Source organism: Paenibacillus sp. FSL R7-0333, from assembly GCF_038000365.1.
Classification (GTDB): Bacteria; Bacillota; Bacilli; order Paenibacillales; family Paenibacillaceae; genus Paenibacillus_AQ; species Paenibacillus_AQ silagei.
Window position 1 is genome coordinate 1331324 of sequence record NZ_JBBOBZ010000001.1, and the last position, 17215, is coordinate 1348538.

The window sequence follows — 17215 nt, forward strand, 5'->3', positions numbered from 1 at the left end:
AGCAACAATTGTACCCGGTCTTAATTCGGATGGAGGGAGATGGATGGTTATGAAGGCAGACGCTGTATTTGAGGGCGGCGGTGTCAAAGGTATTGCCTTTGTCGGTGCGATTGAGGTAATGGAGCGTAAGGGGTACAGCTGGAACAAGCTGGCGGGGACTTCGGCGGGAGCGATTGTGGCGGCGCTGCTGGCGGCAGGCTACAATAGTGCAGAGATCAGGGAGCTGATGCATTCGCTCGATTATGTGAAGCTCTTGGGCAAGACAGGTTTGAACAATGTACCGCTGCTGAACAAAGCCCTTCCGCTGCTCCTGAATTCGGGGATCTACAGCAACCATGTTCTGGAGGGGGTGATGAGTGATTGGCTAAAGCGCAGGGGTATAGAGACATTCGGCGATCTGCCGGAAGGCAAGCTGTCCATTATAGCATCAAACATCAGTAACGGAAAAATGGTTATTTTACCCAGAGATCTCCCGCATTACGGGCTGTCATCAACCACCTTCCCGATTGCTGCGGCTGTAAGAATGAGTACCACCTTGCCGCTCTTCTTCAAACCCTATCAGTGGCATACACCGCTTATCCCGAAGCCGTATTACATGCTGGATGGAGGAATGCTGAGCAACTATCCCATCTGGCTGTTTGATGTAGAGGGGGTTCCGCGGTGGCCAACCTTTGGCTTCCGCCTGTCGGAGAAACGCACGTATGCCCAGACCCTGGATATCAACGGCCCTGTCTCTTTATTAAAAGGCATGTTCAAAACGATGCTCCAAGCACACGATCAGCGTCATGTAGATGAGCATGCGGAAGAACGGACCGTCTTCATCCCAACCAGGGAGGTGACGACGACCAAATTTGATTTGACGGATGCGGATAAGCAGTTCTTACTGACCTCGGGCCACACAGCAGCAGAGAAGTTTCTGAGCACATGGGATTTTGAAGCTTATAAACATAAATTTCGGGACAAGAACGCCACCTCACCGGTTCCAGCCTATTACAGCGATGAACCGCAGTCCGCGCAGGAGGATTCAGTACTCTACCATTGATGGAAAAGGGAGCAAGCTCTTGGCACCTATTCGGCTTAGAGCGTGCTCCCGCTTATTAGTGAATTTATTTGAACTCGCCCGTAACCGGCATCGCAGGATCGTAAGGGATAATAATGGAGCCCTTAAGAATTCGTTCATCCCCAGGCCGTGTTGGACATGTTGTATTGAGCGGAGTAAGTTCATAGACGAAATTGCCTACCGGGAACTGTTGGTACAGGCATAGCTTGACTAAGGGTTTACTGGATGGTAATGCTCCTGAAGATGCGCTGTCAGGGGAAAGCCCCATGGAGTCAGAGGCCGGCGAATGGCATACATACATCGTAATATAAGCCAAGTCCACGGTGATTTGTTGATAATAGTGCCTGCCGCTCCAATCCTGGAACAAGGCGCAGCCGGTTAAGGTGTTTCGTTTGCCTTGAATGACCCGCTGAACATAAACCCAGAGATTTCCCACATTGGTATTCGTCCAGATATACACCCAGGTGTTTGTACACAAGGTTTCGGGGGTTGGGGGAATCGGGATGAACGGCGGGCTGGGATTTGACTGCGGCGGCAGGCCAACAGTCTCTGAATTGCAGGTTTGCGGGGACAACATTTGATTTTCCAACAGAATCGCTCCTTGGCATTGAAATAGTTATAGAATATATCTATGCGAATGCCCAGAGAAAGTACCAAATAATGGTAAGTGGGATATCTCTATCTAGTCGATGCAATTTAGGACATCCTTGAAGGGAATACAATTTAAAATAGCAATAGCACACAAAAAGGTTGTTCCCCGGCCAGTAATGGCACCGGGAACAACCTTTTGTGTTCATGAAGAACAGTTATGCGTCCCTGTTCACGTAATTGTCCGAACCGTTTGTCTTTCCACAATGGAGTGGGCACAGATCAGACTCTCCGCAGACTCCCCCGTTTCAATCATGCCGATCAGCTTCTCGGAAGCGAGCATTCCAATGTCATACAGCGGCTGGCGCACTGTAGTCAATGGCGGATTGACCATCCGGGCTAACCTGAGATCGTCGTATCCCATGATGGAGATATCTTCAGGCACGTTCATTCCATGCTTCGTAACGACCGAAAGGGCACCAATCGCCATTTCGTCACTGGCCGCGAAGACAGCAGTAATCTCAGGCGTTCTCCGTAACAGGGCTTCCATGGCTCTGCAGCCGCTTTCGTAGGAAAAGTCCCCATACACGAGGTAACGGCTATCAAAGGCGATACCGTGTGCTTCCAGCGCTTTGCGGTATCCTTCGACCCGTGGAGTTCCGGCGATGGGATCGCCCTTGGTGCCGCTGATCATGCCGATGCTGCGGTGGCCTTTGGTGATCAGATAATGGACAGCGTCATAGGCCGCCTGATAATCATCGACCTTCACATAAGGGACATTGGCATAATCCGTTTGGGAAGAGACCAGCACCACTGGAACATTCATGCTCTCCAGCATGTCATAGTACTCTTGCTTGAGCACTTCACTGGAAAAAATAATCCCGTCAACCTGCTTCTCGCGCAGAAGCTGCAAATACTTCAGCGTACGTTTGCCGTCCTGATCGGTATTACAGACTATCACACTGTAATTGCGGTCATGGACGAATTCGCCGATTCCGTGGAGCAGATCGGAGGAGAAGGTGCTCGACACATCAGGAAATAATACGCCGATGGTTTGGGTGCGCTTGTTAATCAGTCCGCGGGCGATAGCGTTCGGCTGATATTTAAGCTCTTTGATGGTCTGATCTACCTTTTGCTTCGTTTTATCTGAATATCCGCCTAAGTTATGCAGAACCCGTGAGACGGTGGCAATGGATACGTTCGCCTTTTGGGCAACATCTTTAATTGTGGGATTCATGGACTCTCCTACCTGTCGTTTATAGCAGTAAACGCTTACTGAAAATATAAGTCCTTGCTTTTTCTTTGTCAACTGAAATTAAACCTTCTGTAAAATAAGCATTGACAAGGAAAAATAAACGAGATAACTTTTATGGTAAGCGTTTACGTCATGGAAATATAGGATTGTAGGTACAAAAATACATAACTTACATTCAAGTAAACGTATAAATTTACACCATGAATTTTTTGGAGGAGGAGGGAAAGGCCTTAATAAAGGGATGATCTTTGCCTATTTGAGTAAACGTTTACGTAAAAAAAGGACTCCTTGAAATCTATTATTCCTTCGATACCTTCGCAAAACCTAACATCCTTATTCAGTCTTTCAGCAACATGTATTCTCAACAATATGGATATAAAGGAGATGCTGTATGTTTAAGAAACAAGCTGTGATCTGTCTCTGTTTATTACTGCTGATTCAAATTTGTACAACAGGCTATGGCGGCAGAGGAATGGCCCAGGCAGAGCCAACGGGGACGGCGAATCCCAAAATACTAAAAATGGTACCCTCAAAGGCACGATTCGCTCCGGGGGAAGCCGCAGAGCTGATTATGACTCTGGATCAATCTGCGGATTGGAGCGGCCAGCTGCATCTGCAAATTTATCAGTTGAATACCCTGGTTGCTGAAGGCGACAAAGCGCTGAAGGTATTGCAGGAAGGGAGCAACAAGCTAACCGTGGGGTGGACGCCTCCGGCTGAGGACTTCCGCGGCTACACGGCGAAAGCGTGGATAGAGGGAGATGCGCCATCGGAGTATGTGACCGCAGCAATCGATGTTTCCAGCGATTGGACGAAATTCCCACGATACGGATATGTCGCTGATTTTCCGCAGGAGACGGCGGAGGAGAGTGACTCCAAGCTCCGGGAATTGTCCCGGGACTACTACATTAATGCCTACCAGTTCTATGATTGGATGTGGCGGCATGATGTTTCGGTGTATTCCAAGACCGACAGCAATGGACAGCCGGTCACAGATGCAGACGGCAATTTCATTGATGAAGACATTAACGCGGATACACACTATCCGGATCTGCTGGGACGTTCACTGTATCCGCTCAGCGTTAAGCAGCAGGTGGAGGCTGCACAGAAATACGGCTCGGCCGCTATGGCCTATCAGATGAATTATGCAGCGCGTGAGAACTATGAGGACTTCGGCGTCAGTCCGGAGTGGGGACTCTATAACAGTGCTCAGCTCGATCCGAACAATCCGCAGAAGGACCAGAACGGGTATACCTTCGATGTGAACGGGAAGACGACCTCCCTGTTCCTGCAAGACCCGGGAAGCAGGTTCTGGCAGGACTATATCACCAGACAGTATGACCGTTCCATTAATACATTCGGGTTTGACGGCATTCACCTGGACCAGTGGGGAGCGAATGATAACAATTTCCTGTATGACTATAACAGCAATAAACGTTATTATTCCCTGGATTATGCCCGGTTCATTCATTCCGTCAAGGACTCATTGCTCGCAAATAACCCCTTAAAGAGCAAGGTTACGTTTAATATGGTGGGAGGCAATGCCGAATACAGCGCAGTACCCGATCCGGGTACGAAAACCGATTTCGACTACAGCGAGATTTGGCAGGACCGCAACAATTACCGGGATATTCAGAAGGTCGTAGAAGATACCCGGGAGAAGGATGGCGGTAAGGCGATGGTGATCGCCGGTTATATGAACTACAAAGAGGCTACAGGTCTGCCGACACGAGGCACGGAAGCCCAGGATGCTCCGGTAACCGTGGATTACCAATCACGGATTGCCAAAGCTTACGGCTGGGTCGGCAACTTTGGACGCAAGGATACTGATTCGGTGACGTTTACGGTAAATGCGCCAGCAGACGGAATGTATACGCTTGTCCTGAATTATGGACAGGGCAATAGCTCCGGTTCTCCGGAAGGCAAGCTGATGGTGAATGATGAGATTGCCGCAGCGGCAATTCCCTTTGAGGCCAATACGGGGTGGGGGAACCCGACAGCACAAGCCACAGTAACGGCAATGTTAAAGGAAGGTGAAAATTCCGTTAAGCTTACCCTGAACACAAATAGCCTGTGGCTCAATCTGGCGGGCCTGGAGGTCCAAGGGCAGGGGATCAATGAGCGCTATGAGGCGGCAGATGCCAAGCTGGATACGGTAATTGTGGATCAGTACAGCAATGTATATTATTTTGATACCGCAGGCGATTATGTGAAATTCCATGTAAATGTTCCTGCTGAAGGAGAATATCCGCTCGGATTCAGCTACGCTTCGGATTGGCAGGAGGTGAAACGTGAGCTGCTTGTGAATGATGTGCCTCAGGGAGAGGTCTCGTTTGCCGGCACGGGTACATGGGATAAATTCTCGGAGCTTGGCAATCTGCAGAAGGTTCATCTGAACGCAGGCGATAATACCCTAACGCTAAGAGCGTCTGCAAATGACCTGGGTATTAAGCTCCGGTATATGACGGTCGGCACACAGAGAAACTATGCACTGTATGCGGATGTTCCGCAGACTAGCAGCCTGAGTTACAGCCAGAGCAAGACAGACAATTTCGGGCAGGCAGGACAGACTGTCACCTACGATGTATATGCAGAACATCCGCTGGACACGATTACGGTCCTGTATCATGGCGATAATGATCCTGTAATGTCGGTTCTGGTGGATAGCGAACCAGCTCCACAGGCCCAGAATATCACATTTGCTAAAACAGCCGGCGGCTGGGAGGGCTCTATGCAGCCCCGTGAATTATCTGTCCCTGTCCAGGAGGGATACCATAAGGTTACGCTGCGAATGGAATCAAGCGGACAATATATCAATGTGGGCGGGATCATTGCCGGAGGGTATGAATACAGTACAGGCGGCGCTGAAACAACAGGCGGGGTTGTCCCTATCATCGGATATGCCTCCGAGTTCAATAATGTCAATGACCGGTTGACTTTTACAGTGAATACAGCGCAATCAGGCATCTACGATCTCGGCTGGATCTATCAAAATAATGCCCCGGGGGCAGCGACCGTCAGCCGCAGTGTGTATATTAACAATGGCGCGGGCACTCCTGTAAGCTTTGCACCAACCGCTGACTCGGAATGGGGAGAAGCGGCAATGAGCGGCATTCCAATGGAGGAAGGCATAAATCGCATAATCATCAAAATGCCGGAGGGGCAGGACAGCGGAATCAGGCTGGATAAGCTGAACGTTGCATTATCCGGTAATCCGGACCCGGTAACCCGCAGCTATGAAGCCGAGAGTACGGATACGGAGTCACCGTTCTCTCTCTACAAGGATACCGTGCTGAACTTTGGTGAAATCGGAGAGCAGGTGACCTATCCGGTGAATATCCCTCAATCGGGGGAGCAGAGTCTGATCTTCACCTATTCCAATGCAGGCGGCATGACCACCCGTTCGGTCTACATTGACGGCGTGCGCGCCAAGGATGAACATGGCAATGGTCTGAAGATTGGATTGGATGGCACTGAGAGCAGTGAGAAGTACAGCGGGGACGGATACGTGATTATTCCATACATGGAGGCGGGAGCCCATACCGTTACATTGAAGATGGAAGCAGATGATATTGCCGGAAGCGTCCGGCTGCGCGGGGTAACGGCTGGCTATTTCAACGAGCCGTCCGTGCGGCTGATGGATGCCGGGCTGGCATCGATGGGTGCAACCCATATTGAGCTGGGAACCGCCGAGAAGCAATCGGAAGGCCCGAACATGCTAGCCCATGAATATTATCCGAACCGCAGCAAAAAAATGCTGGAATCCACCAAGGAATCCATGCAGGAGTATTATAAATTCAATGCTGCCTATGAAAACCTGCTGTTCGGCAGCAAAGCCGATTCATCCGCTGTTGTGTCCGTGGAAGCGGACGGCGGCAATCTGGCAACAAGCAAAGACGGAACGGAGAATACACTCTGGACAACAGTCAGAAAAAATGATGCTAATACAGGCTTTGAGCGGTATGATGTACTGCATCTGATCAATCTGCTTCATAATGATGACAACTGGAGAAATGCAGCCAATGAGCCAGCGGTCCTCAACCATTTGAAAGTGTCTTACGATATCGGCATCACCGAGACGGAAGCACCGGATCTGAAGGTCTATGCCGCCAGTCCTGACGCCGGGCATGGTCTGTCACAAGAGCTGAATTATACTTGGAATGGTGAACAATTGCAGATTGAACTGCCATCGATGCAGTATTGGACGATGATTTATATCGACAAGGCGCCGAGGACAGCATGGGTTCAGCCGATCTTCAGTGATGATGAACCGGGCCTTCCAAGTCCGTCACCGACTGCAGAGGCAACTCCTGCACCTGCTCCCGGAGGGGCAGATATAGGTACAGTGACGGTATCGGCCACACCTGCGCCTACACCTACTTCGGCAGCAGCAGAAAGGGATGTTCTTGTTTTGCAGGCGAAGGATTTGAATCCGGCGATTGATGGGACAATCACAATTGCGGTCAATGAGGATGAGTACAACCGGATTCAGATTCCTGTCTCTGTTGCGGAAGGGCTGCAGGGGAAGAAGCTGCAGCTTCAAGGAAGTCATTTCAGCCTGAACTTCACCCATGATCATATTCTTCAGCTTCTGGAAGAGAATAAAGGGAAAATAACAGCCGATTCACAAATTCAAATTACCTTCAACAGAATCGAGCCGCAGGCAGCTTTCCTTCCGGCTGTGAAGCCTTGGGTTCCCGCTGGATCGACCTATGAATTTGAATTCGGAGTAACGACGGCAGATGGAGGATTATCCAGGCTCGTTTCCTTTAGAAGCCCGGTGCAGCTTACCTTAAAGGTTGATGATCTGGAGCAAGAAGATCTGAATGAATTGCTGGGCATCTACACTTTCAGTGAGCCACTGAAGAAATGGGAATATACCGGCAGCAGAGCCAACACGGCCGAACAGGAGATTACAGCTGAGCTTAGTCACTTTAGCCGTTATACCGTGTTTGCTTATGACAAAACGTATGCTGACTTACCTGCGGAGCATTGGGCATATAAGGCTGTCCGCCGCTTGACCGCGAAGCATGTCATCAACGGAATGACGGAGAATACGTTCGTTCCAGCGGCGAAGATTACCCGGGCACAGTTCGCTGCATTGATGGTCAAGGCACTTCGGTTAAAAGCCGGAGGACCGGCTCCATTTATGGATGTAACTGCGGATAGCTGGTATGCCGGTGATGTTGCCGCTGCTTATCAGGCAGGTCTGGTGAACGGAAGAAACGGGAAGCGATTTGCACCTGATGAAGCGATAACCCGTCAGGAGATGGCGGTGATGCTTGCCAAAGCATCAGCCATCCATGGAAGTATCAAGCAGACCGAAGAGGTAAACCTAACCTTTAGGGACAGCGAAGAGATCTCTGCCTGGGCACAGTCAGCAGTTCAGAAGGTGAAGTCAGCGGGTCTGATGAATGGATACGCGAATGGAAACTTTGCACCTGAATCCAGCGCAACACGGGCAGAAGTCGCTCAGGTCATAGAGCATTTAATTGATTAATCCGCAAATAAGGTCATAGGATAAGGGTCACTGAGGTGACTCTTTCTTATGTTCTGTTGCAGAAAGGAGGCATTATGAAAAACAGGAAAAACTCGCTGGGCGCAAGACTGATTCAGCTGTCTGCTGCGATAACGATACCGCTGCTCTCCGTTCTTTTTGCAGGGGGATATTATGCCAAGGGAATTGTGCTCGATCAGGTATCCCGATCCTATCAGAATCTGGTCAACTCCAATCTTAAGATGATGGAGAGCAGCCTGAATGACATTACGATTAATCTGGTCGATATTGTCGATCATGATGTGAATTTTCTTCAATTGAATCAGCCGGGGCTGACAGAGTCCGACTATTATTTTGCCCGTATGGGGATTATGCAGAGAAATCAGGCCTACCAGGCCTACTACCATAGCGTGGACATGTTCTATCTGTACTCCGGCGTTAATGATACTTTGACACTATCCAATGTACTGGGAACGACAGAGGAATATATGGACCAGATAAGGGATTGGATTACGACAAAGGTTCAAAATGAAGATAATCTGGAAACATTTCAGTACAAATGGACAATCGTTAACATTGCCGGAGATTACTATTTAAACCGGACCGTCAGCAATAATCTGGACAATACCGCTTGTATTGGCGCTCTGATCCGAATCGACTCCATGCGCTCACCGCTGGGCAATCTCAACCTGCAATCGGGCGGTGATGTGCTGATTGTGGATAATGAAGGGAATATCTTAACCCGTCCTTCGGCATCCATGGGCTACGACTTCAAGCTGCCGGGTGAGAAGATGAATCTGAATTCTTCCTTTTCTTTTACCCATGATGGGCTGAAGTGGTTTGTGGTGTCCAGCCAGTCCTCCGCACTGGGAATCAATCTGTCCGTGGTCATCCCTGCTTCCGAGCTGCTCCAGGGACTCAATACCTTCCAAACGATTATTAATGTGCTGCCCTTTATTATTTTGCTCATTTTACTGGTTTACTTATATTATTTCCGCCGTATGGTCATCCGCCCGATTCTGGATTTGCTCAGCGGCATCCACCGGATCCGCAACGGCGCCATGGAAACCAAGCTTCCCGATTCTAACCTGGTGGAGTTTCAGGCGCTGAATCAGGCATTTAATAACATGGTTGTGGAAATTCAAGATCTGAAAATTGATATCTACGAGGAACGGATTCATGCGCAAAAGGCAGAAATGAAGCATTTGCAAATGCAAATTAATCCGCACTTCTTTTTGAATACGCTCAATATTATTTTTCAGCTTGCCGATCTGAAGCGTTTCGAATTGGTCAAAAAGACAGTACGGCATCTGGTGCAGTATTTCCGCTTTATGCTTCAGGTCAAGGATAACCGCATTACTTTGGGCCAAGAGCTTGAACATCTCCGCAATTACCTGGAAATTCAAAAGATGCGCTACCAGCAGTCGTTTGAGTTCCAGATCACCGTAGCCGAAGCGCTTAGCCGCGCCTCCATACCGTCCTTGCTGGTACAGCCCTTTGTAGAAAATGCCATGCTTCATGGCATAAGTCTAAAGGCAGAGATCTTTCATCTGGAGATTTCGGCGGGTCTCTCAGAAGAAGCGGCCGATACCATGATCATTGAAATCTCGGATAATGGAAAAGGCAGCAGTGCAGAGAAGCTGCAGGAGCTGAATGCACCGGATTATACCACGGCCACAGATGAAGGACATATCGGGATCTGGAATGTGAAACAGAGACTGGCTATGATCTATCAGGGGAGAGCTGAAATTCACTTCAGCGGCAATCAGCCGTCCGGATTCCGTGTGCGGCTTAGCCTGCCTATTGAATATACAGAAGGAGAACGATGAGCCATGCGATTATTGATTGTAGATGATGAACAATTCGCTGTGGAGGGGCTGCTCTACTGCTGTGACTGGAAGGCGTATGGAATTGAAGAGGTCTTGACGGCGAACAGGGCCGACAAGGCCAGGGAGCTGCTGAAGGATCACAGAATAGAATTGCTGATTTGCGATATTGAGATGCCGGATGAAGACGGACTTTCACTGGTTGGCTGGGTGAGGGAGCACTCTCCCTGGACGGAATCGATATTTCTGACCTGTCATTCCGAATTCTCCTATGCCAAGAAAGCCGTTAACCTCGGGAGCTTTGATTACTTGCTGAAGCCTGTTGACACAGAGGAGCTGTTGTCAGCTGTATCGGGGATGATGGCGGCCATCCGTGAGAAGGAAGAGTATGAGTCCTACAACCAGATGTATCATAAGTATCTGAATCTGTGGCAACAGGAAAAGCCGAAGCGTGTAGAACGCTTCTGGCAGGATTTGCTGTCCCGCAGCATCCTGTCGTTTGGGGATTTCTTTGACCGGGAGCTGGCGGGTGCAGGGGTAGGGTTAAATCCTGACGATCAGGTGCTCCCGGTTCTGATCAGTATTGAGGAGTGGTCCAAACCGCTCAGCCCGCGTGATCAGGAAATCATGGAGTATGCGGTGAAGAAAGCGGCGGAGGAATGTTTTACAGAAGAACATCCGGGGGAGGCCATCACCGATAAGAGCGGGGTTTTGTTCATTCTGCTGTATGCCGGAGGTGTGGAGGGAGGACCTGCGGCTAAGAAGGTTAGCCTTCAGCAGCTCACGGCCATAGGTAAACGTTTCATCCAAGCTTGCCAGGAGTTGTTCTACAGCATCGTAACCTGCTATGTCGGTTCGTTCAAACCCATCCAGGAGCTGCCGGGAATGTGTGAAAGTCTAAAGACCATGGAGCGTGATAATATCTCCCGGACCCAATCCGTGCTCTTATACTTACCACAGGATCAGATGCTGTCCGCCAATTCTAATTCGGAGGATATCCTGCTGGGTGATCTGATCTCTTATATGCTGAACGGCAAACGTGAGTCCGCTGTGCAGTTCATTCATCATCTGACAGCGAAGCTGGAAGCCAATCCTTCTTTTCAGGGAAGACATCTGGACGCCCTGCATCAGGATACCCTGCAGATTATATATCACTTCCTGCAGGTCAGAGGAATCAATGCGGGAAGCATAGCTCTGTTTCCAGACTGGACAACCGCCCGGATACGGGGACTGCTTCAATACAGGCATTGGGCGGAAGGAATTGTATCGGCGGTCATGGAAGCGGAATTTGAGCGGCAGGAGAAGGGCGGTGTGATTGAACGGTCCATCCGCTACATCCAGCAGAAGGTGGAGGAAGAGATATCCAGGGCCAGTGTCGCTGATTATGTGGGCTTGAACCCGGCTTACCTCTCCAGGCTGTTCAAGAAAGAGACCGGCCAGAACCTGATTGATTTCCTGATTTCGGTGAAGATGGACCGCACACGCGAGCTTCTGGACACCACGGATATGCCGGTCAGCGCGATCGCGCAGCAGGTAGGCTACAGCAATTTTTCCCATTTCACCAAAATGTTCCGCAAGCAGTTCGACGTCAATCCCCAGGAATACCGCAATGTCACAAAACGAATAGATTAAGGTTATAAAAACGGCAGAGCAGCTGCAGGCAACTCCTTATAATGAAGCCATAACCCAATAAGAAGGTGTGGAACTATGGCTTCGGAAAAAGCACTAACGGCACCATCAGGCAGCTCGCGGCCTGGCTCAAAATGGAAAAGCATATGGAAGTACAGGGCCTTGGTCGTGCTGGCATTGCCCGGTGTGCTGCTGATGCTGATCAATAACTACCTGCCCATGTTCGGTATTTTCCTGGCCTTCAAGGACCTGAATTATACGGCAGGAATCTGGGGCAGCAAATGGATCGGACTGGACAACTTCAAGTTTCTGTTTGCTTCGAACGACGCTTGGCTGATCATCAGGAATACCTTGCTGTACAACCTTAGCTTCCTGATCATCAATACGATACTCGCAGTGATGCTGGCACTTCTCCTTAACGAGGTCAAAAATAAGTTTGCCTCCAAGTTCTTTCAGAGCACAGTGATCCTGCCCAATTTCATTTCCATGGTCATTGTCGGCTATATCGTGTATGGATTTCTGAATCCGGAGCTGGGATTCATCAATAAATTCATTCTGGAGCCCTTCGGAATAGATCCTAGAAACTGGTATGCGGAAGCAGAGCATTGGCCTTATATCCTGACCCTTGTTAACACCTGGAAGGGTGTGGGTTACTCGGCCGTCGTCTATCTGGCAGCCATTGTCGGGATAGACTCTGAATATTATGAAGCGGCCGTCATTGACGGGGCCACACGCTGGAAGCAAATGACGAAAATTACGATTCCGCTGATCGCTCCGATCATCATCATCATGACACTGCTGGCGATCGGCCGGATCTTCAACGCGGACTTCGGTCTGTTCTATCAGGCAACCATGGCCTCCGGTATGATCAAGGAGACAACGGATGTTATCGATACCTATGTATACAGGGCGTTAATGGTTACCGGGGATACGGGACTCGCCTCCTCGGCAGGGCTGCTGCAATCTGTAGTTGGCTTTACACTTGTCATTACCGTCAACCTGGCTGTCCGTAAATTCAGCAAAGAAAATGCTTTGTTCTAGAAGGAGAACACCATGCAGAAAAAACGAACCAATCCCTTTATCCTTATTGTCCTGTCATTGTTCAGTCTTGCCTGCCTGATCCCGTTCTGGCTTATCTTTATGATCTCGGTTGCTGATGAGGACTGGGTAACTGCGAATGGATACAGCTTCTGGCCCGGCAAATTCAGCCTTGTCGCTTATCAGTATTTATTGGAAGATGCCGGAAAAATATTGCGGGCTTATGGTGTTTCTGCTTCGGTAACACTGATTGGAGTTGTAGTCAGTCTGTTTGTGACTTCGGCCATGGCCTATGCATTATCGCGGAAAGAGTTTCCTCTCAGAGGTGCTCTAAGCTTTTATATCCTGATCACGATGCTGTTCTCGGGCGGCTTGCTGCCCTGGTATCTGGTCTACACCCGGTTCCTGCATGTTCAGGATACGCTGATGGCGCTTATCATTCCGGGTCTAATCGGCGGCTTCAACGTGATCATCATGCGAACCTTCTTCACGAACAGCATCCCGCCTTCCCTGATTGATTCCTCTCAGATCGATGGTGCAGGTGAATTCCGGACCTACTTCAGCATTATTCTGCCGCTGTCCTTGCCTGTAATGGCCACCATCGGGTTATTCACCACCGTATCCTACTGGAACGACTGGTTTACAAGCCTGGTCTTCATCCAGAATGAGAAGCTGTTCTCTCTGCAATATCTTTTGACCAAAACCTTAATGAACGCTTCGTTCCTGCAGACGATTGCCAATAAGGCTTACAGTTCAACCGCACAGGTCACAACGCCGCTTGAATCCATCCGGATGGCGATGGCGATGATTGCAATCGGACCGCTGGTGCTGGTATTCCCTTTCCTGCAGAAGTATTTCGTCAAAGGCCTTACCGTAGGCGCTGTGAAAGGCTGATCCCGGTATATGACCGGATTAGTATAAGCAAGTTCAGAATGATGAGGCAATAATAATACAGAAGTATTCCAGGGAGGTCTATTATCTATGAAGTGGTTGAAAAAGAGTTCTGTTGTATTGACATCGCTTGTGCTGACTTCAGCCCTAGTAACCGGCTGCGGCGGGAATAATGCTGCGAATTCACCGGGGGGCACAGTCCAGCCGGGAAGCGAGGGCAGCTCCGAATTGAAGCCTTACGAAGTGGTCATGGTATTCCCCGATGCGCCGCAAAACGATAATCAGCGGGTACAGGATGCGATGAATGAGTATCTGGCAAAGACCTACCCGGACATGAATATGACGGTCAAGCTGAATCCCATCGACTGGGGCGCCTGGAGTGATAAAACGAACCTGATGATGGCTTCCGGCGACAAAATGGACCTGCTGTTTACAGCGGATTGGCTCGGGTTCCAGCAGCAGGTGACCAAAGGGGGCTTGCTGCCGCTGGATGATCTGCTCGCTAAATACGGCCCGGACATCGAAGCTGTGGAGAAGGACTATCACGGGCCGGCTAAACGCGGCGGCAAGCTATACGGTATTCATACCCACCAGGAGCTGGGCGGTGCACAAGGGGTCTATTTGAACAAAGAGCTTGTGGACAAGTATAAATTTGATCTGACTGCACTGAAGTCTGGTAAAGTCGAGGATCTGGAGCCCATGCTTCAAACCATCAAGGAGAACGAACCGGGGATTACGCCTCTGGTGGCACCGAGCTTTCCTCTCGAAGCGTACTATTCCTCCACGAATCTGGATTCTATTGTGAGTATTGCAGCGATTAACACCGTGGGAACAGCGGCAGATGATTATACCGTCATCAATTCCTACACGACTCCGCGGTATATGGAGCTTGCCAAGCTTACCAACAAGTGGTACAAGGCAGGATACATTAACAAGGATGCACTGACACCTGGTCTGGACGCCTGGAAGAAGATTCAAGCGGGTAAAGGCTTCGCCTTTGTCTCTGATATGGATATTATCGCGGATATGGAGATCGGCACAGCAGCCGTATCCCCGAATGGTTCGATTAAAGCAGGCCGTGAGATGCTGCAGGTTCCGCTTAATATTGACCGTTTGCAGACAGGCAAGATGACAGCAACCATGTATGCGATTTCAAAAAGCTCCCAAGATCCGGAACGTGCCATGATGCTGCTCAACCTGTTCTATAAGGACAAGGAATTGCTGACCCTCTTCAACTTCGGGATTGAAGGAACCCATTATGTACTCAAAGACGGACAAGTTGCGCTGCCGGAAGGCAAAACTACAGATAATGTCGGCTACTATCACGATATTATGTGGCAGCTTGGCAATCAAATGCTCAACTATACCCGTGTAGGCGAAGATCCGAATAAATACCAGAACTACGAGAAGTTCAACGAACAGGTGTCTTCTAATCCTTCACGGATCTTTGGATTTGTCTTCGATGCGGAGCCGGTGAAAAATGAATTGATCTCGATCGACAACGCCAACAAAGCCTTTGTTGACGGCCTGAAATCCGGCCAGCTCGATCCGGAAGAGTCTCTTCCTAAAATGCTGGAAAAACAAAAAGCGGCTGGAGCAGACAAAGTCATCGCGGAGGCGCAAAAGCAGCTGGATGCCTGGCTGGCGGAAAACGGCAAGAAATAAGCGGAAGTAAACAAGCTCAATCTACAAGGATTGGAGAATTCATATGGACCATAGAGTATTGACACATATAGATATATATCCGGATCAGGCCCAGTACAAGACCGGCCAATCAGGCAATATAATCATTGAAGTAGAGACCGAGCAGGAAGCGGTTCTGCAGCTGGTGGTCAGCTTCTACAAGCTGGAGCAGCAGGTTGCGGAAGCAAGACTTAGCATCCGTACGGAACCAGGCTTGAGACAAAGAGTGCCCGTCCCCTTGTTCACTGAAGCTACAGAGTGGGCGGGGTACGGGGTCAAGGCTACAGTTCTGTGCAATGAAGCTGTAGTGTCAACCGCCTATACCTCCTACGATATTGCCGATCATTGGGGCCGGGCGCCACGGTATGGATTTCTAAGCGATTTCCGGAGTGAAGAATCCGGAGACACCCGTGACGTTGACAGCATGAACAAATTCCACTTGAATGTCATACAGTTCTATGACTGGATGTACAGGCATGATGATCTGGTTCCGAAAGAGGATGAATTTATTGATCCGATGGGCCGGACGATGTCCTATAAGGTGGTTCGTGAAAAGATCGCAGCCGTACACGATAAAGGGATGGCTGCCATGGCCTATGGAGCGGTATATGCAAGTCTTAAGGACTTCTTGCAGGCACGCCCGGAATGGGGACTGTATAATCGCCAGGGAGATCCGTTTCAATTAATAGATCTATTCTATATTATGGATATTACGCCGGATTCTCCTTGGACCGATCATATTGTTGAACAGTTCCGTCAGGCCGTACATGCCGGATTCGACGGAATTCATATGGATCAATACGGCTTTCCGAAGAAAGCCGTGCGCCGGATCGCAGGAAAAGAAGAGCTGGTCGATTTGGCGGAATGTTATCCGGCTCTGATTAACCGGACCCAGGCGGCCGTGAAGGAAATCAAGGCAGAGGCCGGGGTTATTTTCAATAATGTGGGTAATTATCCTATACACAAGACGGCCCCGGCGGATCAGGAGGCGCTATATATTGAAGTGTGGCCGCCGGTAGTCCGGTTGCGTGAGCTTAAAGGACTGATTGATCATGCGCGTTCACTCGACCCTCACAAGCCGGTGATCCTCTCCGCCTATCTGCCCTCCTTCTACCCGGAAGCTGGACATGACAAGGAATGGGCTGAGAACGGGGCGCTGCTGACGATGGCCTCCATATTCGCTAGCGGGGGATATCACCTTTTGCTGGGTGAGGATCATGGAATGCTGACTATGCCCTACTATCCCGATTATGCAGTGATGCGGCCTGAATTTGCCGTCGAGGTCAGACGCTACTATGATTTCATCGTGCGTTTTGGTGTGCTGATCCAGGATGCAGAGCTGGAAGATGTGTCTTATACCTATACCGCCGGGGTGAACACCGAGATTACCTTCGAAGGCAAGGTGCCATTTGCCCCGAACGGAGATATTGACTCTGTCTGGACGATCATTAAGCGCAAGCCGGGCTATCAGATCCTGCAGCTGATTAATCTTGCCGGGCTTGAAGATGATTATTGGGAGCATGGCAAGCAACAGCGGCCTGAAGCTCAAAATGATGTGGTGTGCACACTGCTGATCGAACAGCCGATTGAATGCATTTACACGGCCAGCCCGGATGATGAGGCCCAGGAAGTGATTGTCCTGGATTATGAGGTGGTTCCTCGCGGGCAAGGACTTGCGGCCAGATTCACTTTGCCGTCCCTGCGCATCTGGTCGATGGTTGTAGTTAAATTTAGCTTACAGGAGTGAT

The 17215-nt window shown here is 49.8% G+C and carries 10 protein-coding genes; 8 read left to right on the forward strand and 2 right to left on the reverse strand.

Annotation, left to right across the window (positions count from 1 at the left end):
- Positions 1-49: 49 nt before the first annotated feature.
- Complete coding sequence (locus tag MKY86_RS05655; protein WP_083684688.1) at positions 50-1042, forward strand: patatin-like phospholipase family protein; 993 nt, start codon at positions 50-52, stop codon at positions 1040-1042.
- 64 nt (positions 1043-1106) lie between these two features.
- Here MKY86_RS05655 and MKY86_RS05660 read toward each other — a convergent pair whose 3' ends face one another.
- Complete coding sequence (locus MKY86_RS05660; protein ID WP_143803608.1) at positions 1107-1649, reverse strand: hypothetical protein; 543 nt, start codon at positions 1647-1649, stop codon at positions 1107-1109.
- Positions 1650-1880: 231 nt separating this feature from the next.
- Positions 1881-2885 (reverse strand): LacI family DNA-binding transcriptional regulator, encoded by a 1005-nt coding sequence (locus tag MKY86_RS05665; protein ID WP_076076807.1) that lies wholly within the window; start codon positions 2883-2885, stop codon positions 1881-1883.
- A 409-nt stretch (positions 2886-3294) separates the two neighbouring features.
- Here MKY86_RS05665 and MKY86_RS05670 point away from each other — a divergent pair, with 409 nt between their 5' ends.
- From MKY86_RS05670 to MKY86_RS05700, 7 genes are all read left to right on the forward strand, one after another.
- Positions 3295-8403: a glycoside hydrolase family 66 protein gene (locus MKY86_RS05670; RefSeq protein WP_076076805.1), complete on the forward strand. Its 5109-nt coding sequence runs from the start codon at positions 3295-3297 to the stop codon at positions 8401-8403.
- A gap of 74 nt (positions 8404-8477) precedes the next feature.
- Complete coding sequence (locus MKY86_RS05675) at positions 8478-10229, forward strand: sensor histidine kinase (protein WP_076076802.1); 1752 nt, start codon at positions 8478-8480, stop codon at positions 10227-10229.
- Between the two features lie 3 nt (positions 10230-10232).
- Positions 10233-11858, forward strand: a complete 1626-nt coding sequence (locus MKY86_RS05680; RefSeq protein ID WP_076076799.1) for a helix-turn-helix domain-containing protein — start codon at positions 10233-10235, stop codon at positions 11856-11858.
- A gap of 75 nt (positions 11859-11933) precedes the next feature.
- Positions 11934-12896 (forward strand): ABC transporter permease subunit, encoded by a 963-nt coding sequence (locus MKY86_RS05685; RefSeq protein WP_083684663.1) that lies wholly within the window; start codon positions 11934-11936, stop codon positions 12894-12896.
- A gap of 12 nt (positions 12897-12908) precedes the next feature.
- Positions 12909-13787, forward strand: a complete 879-nt coding sequence (locus MKY86_RS05690; RefSeq protein ID WP_036727749.1) for a carbohydrate ABC transporter permease — start codon at positions 12909-12911, stop codon at positions 13785-13787.
- Positions 13788-13874: 87 nt separating this feature from the next.
- Positions 13875-15449 carry an ABC transporter substrate-binding protein gene (locus tag MKY86_RS05695; RefSeq protein WP_076076797.1) on the forward strand — a complete coding sequence of 525 codons (1575 nt, stop codon included), beginning with the start codon at positions 13875-13877 and terminating at the stop codon, positions 15447-15449.
- A gap of 43 nt (positions 15450-15492) precedes the next feature.
- Positions 15493-17214 carry a glycoside hydrolase family 66 protein gene (locus tag MKY86_RS05700; protein WP_083684661.1) on the forward strand — a complete coding sequence of 574 codons (1722 nt, stop codon included), beginning with the start codon at positions 15493-15495 and terminating at the stop codon, positions 17212-17214.
- The last annotated feature ends 1 nt before the right edge of the window (position 17215 follow it).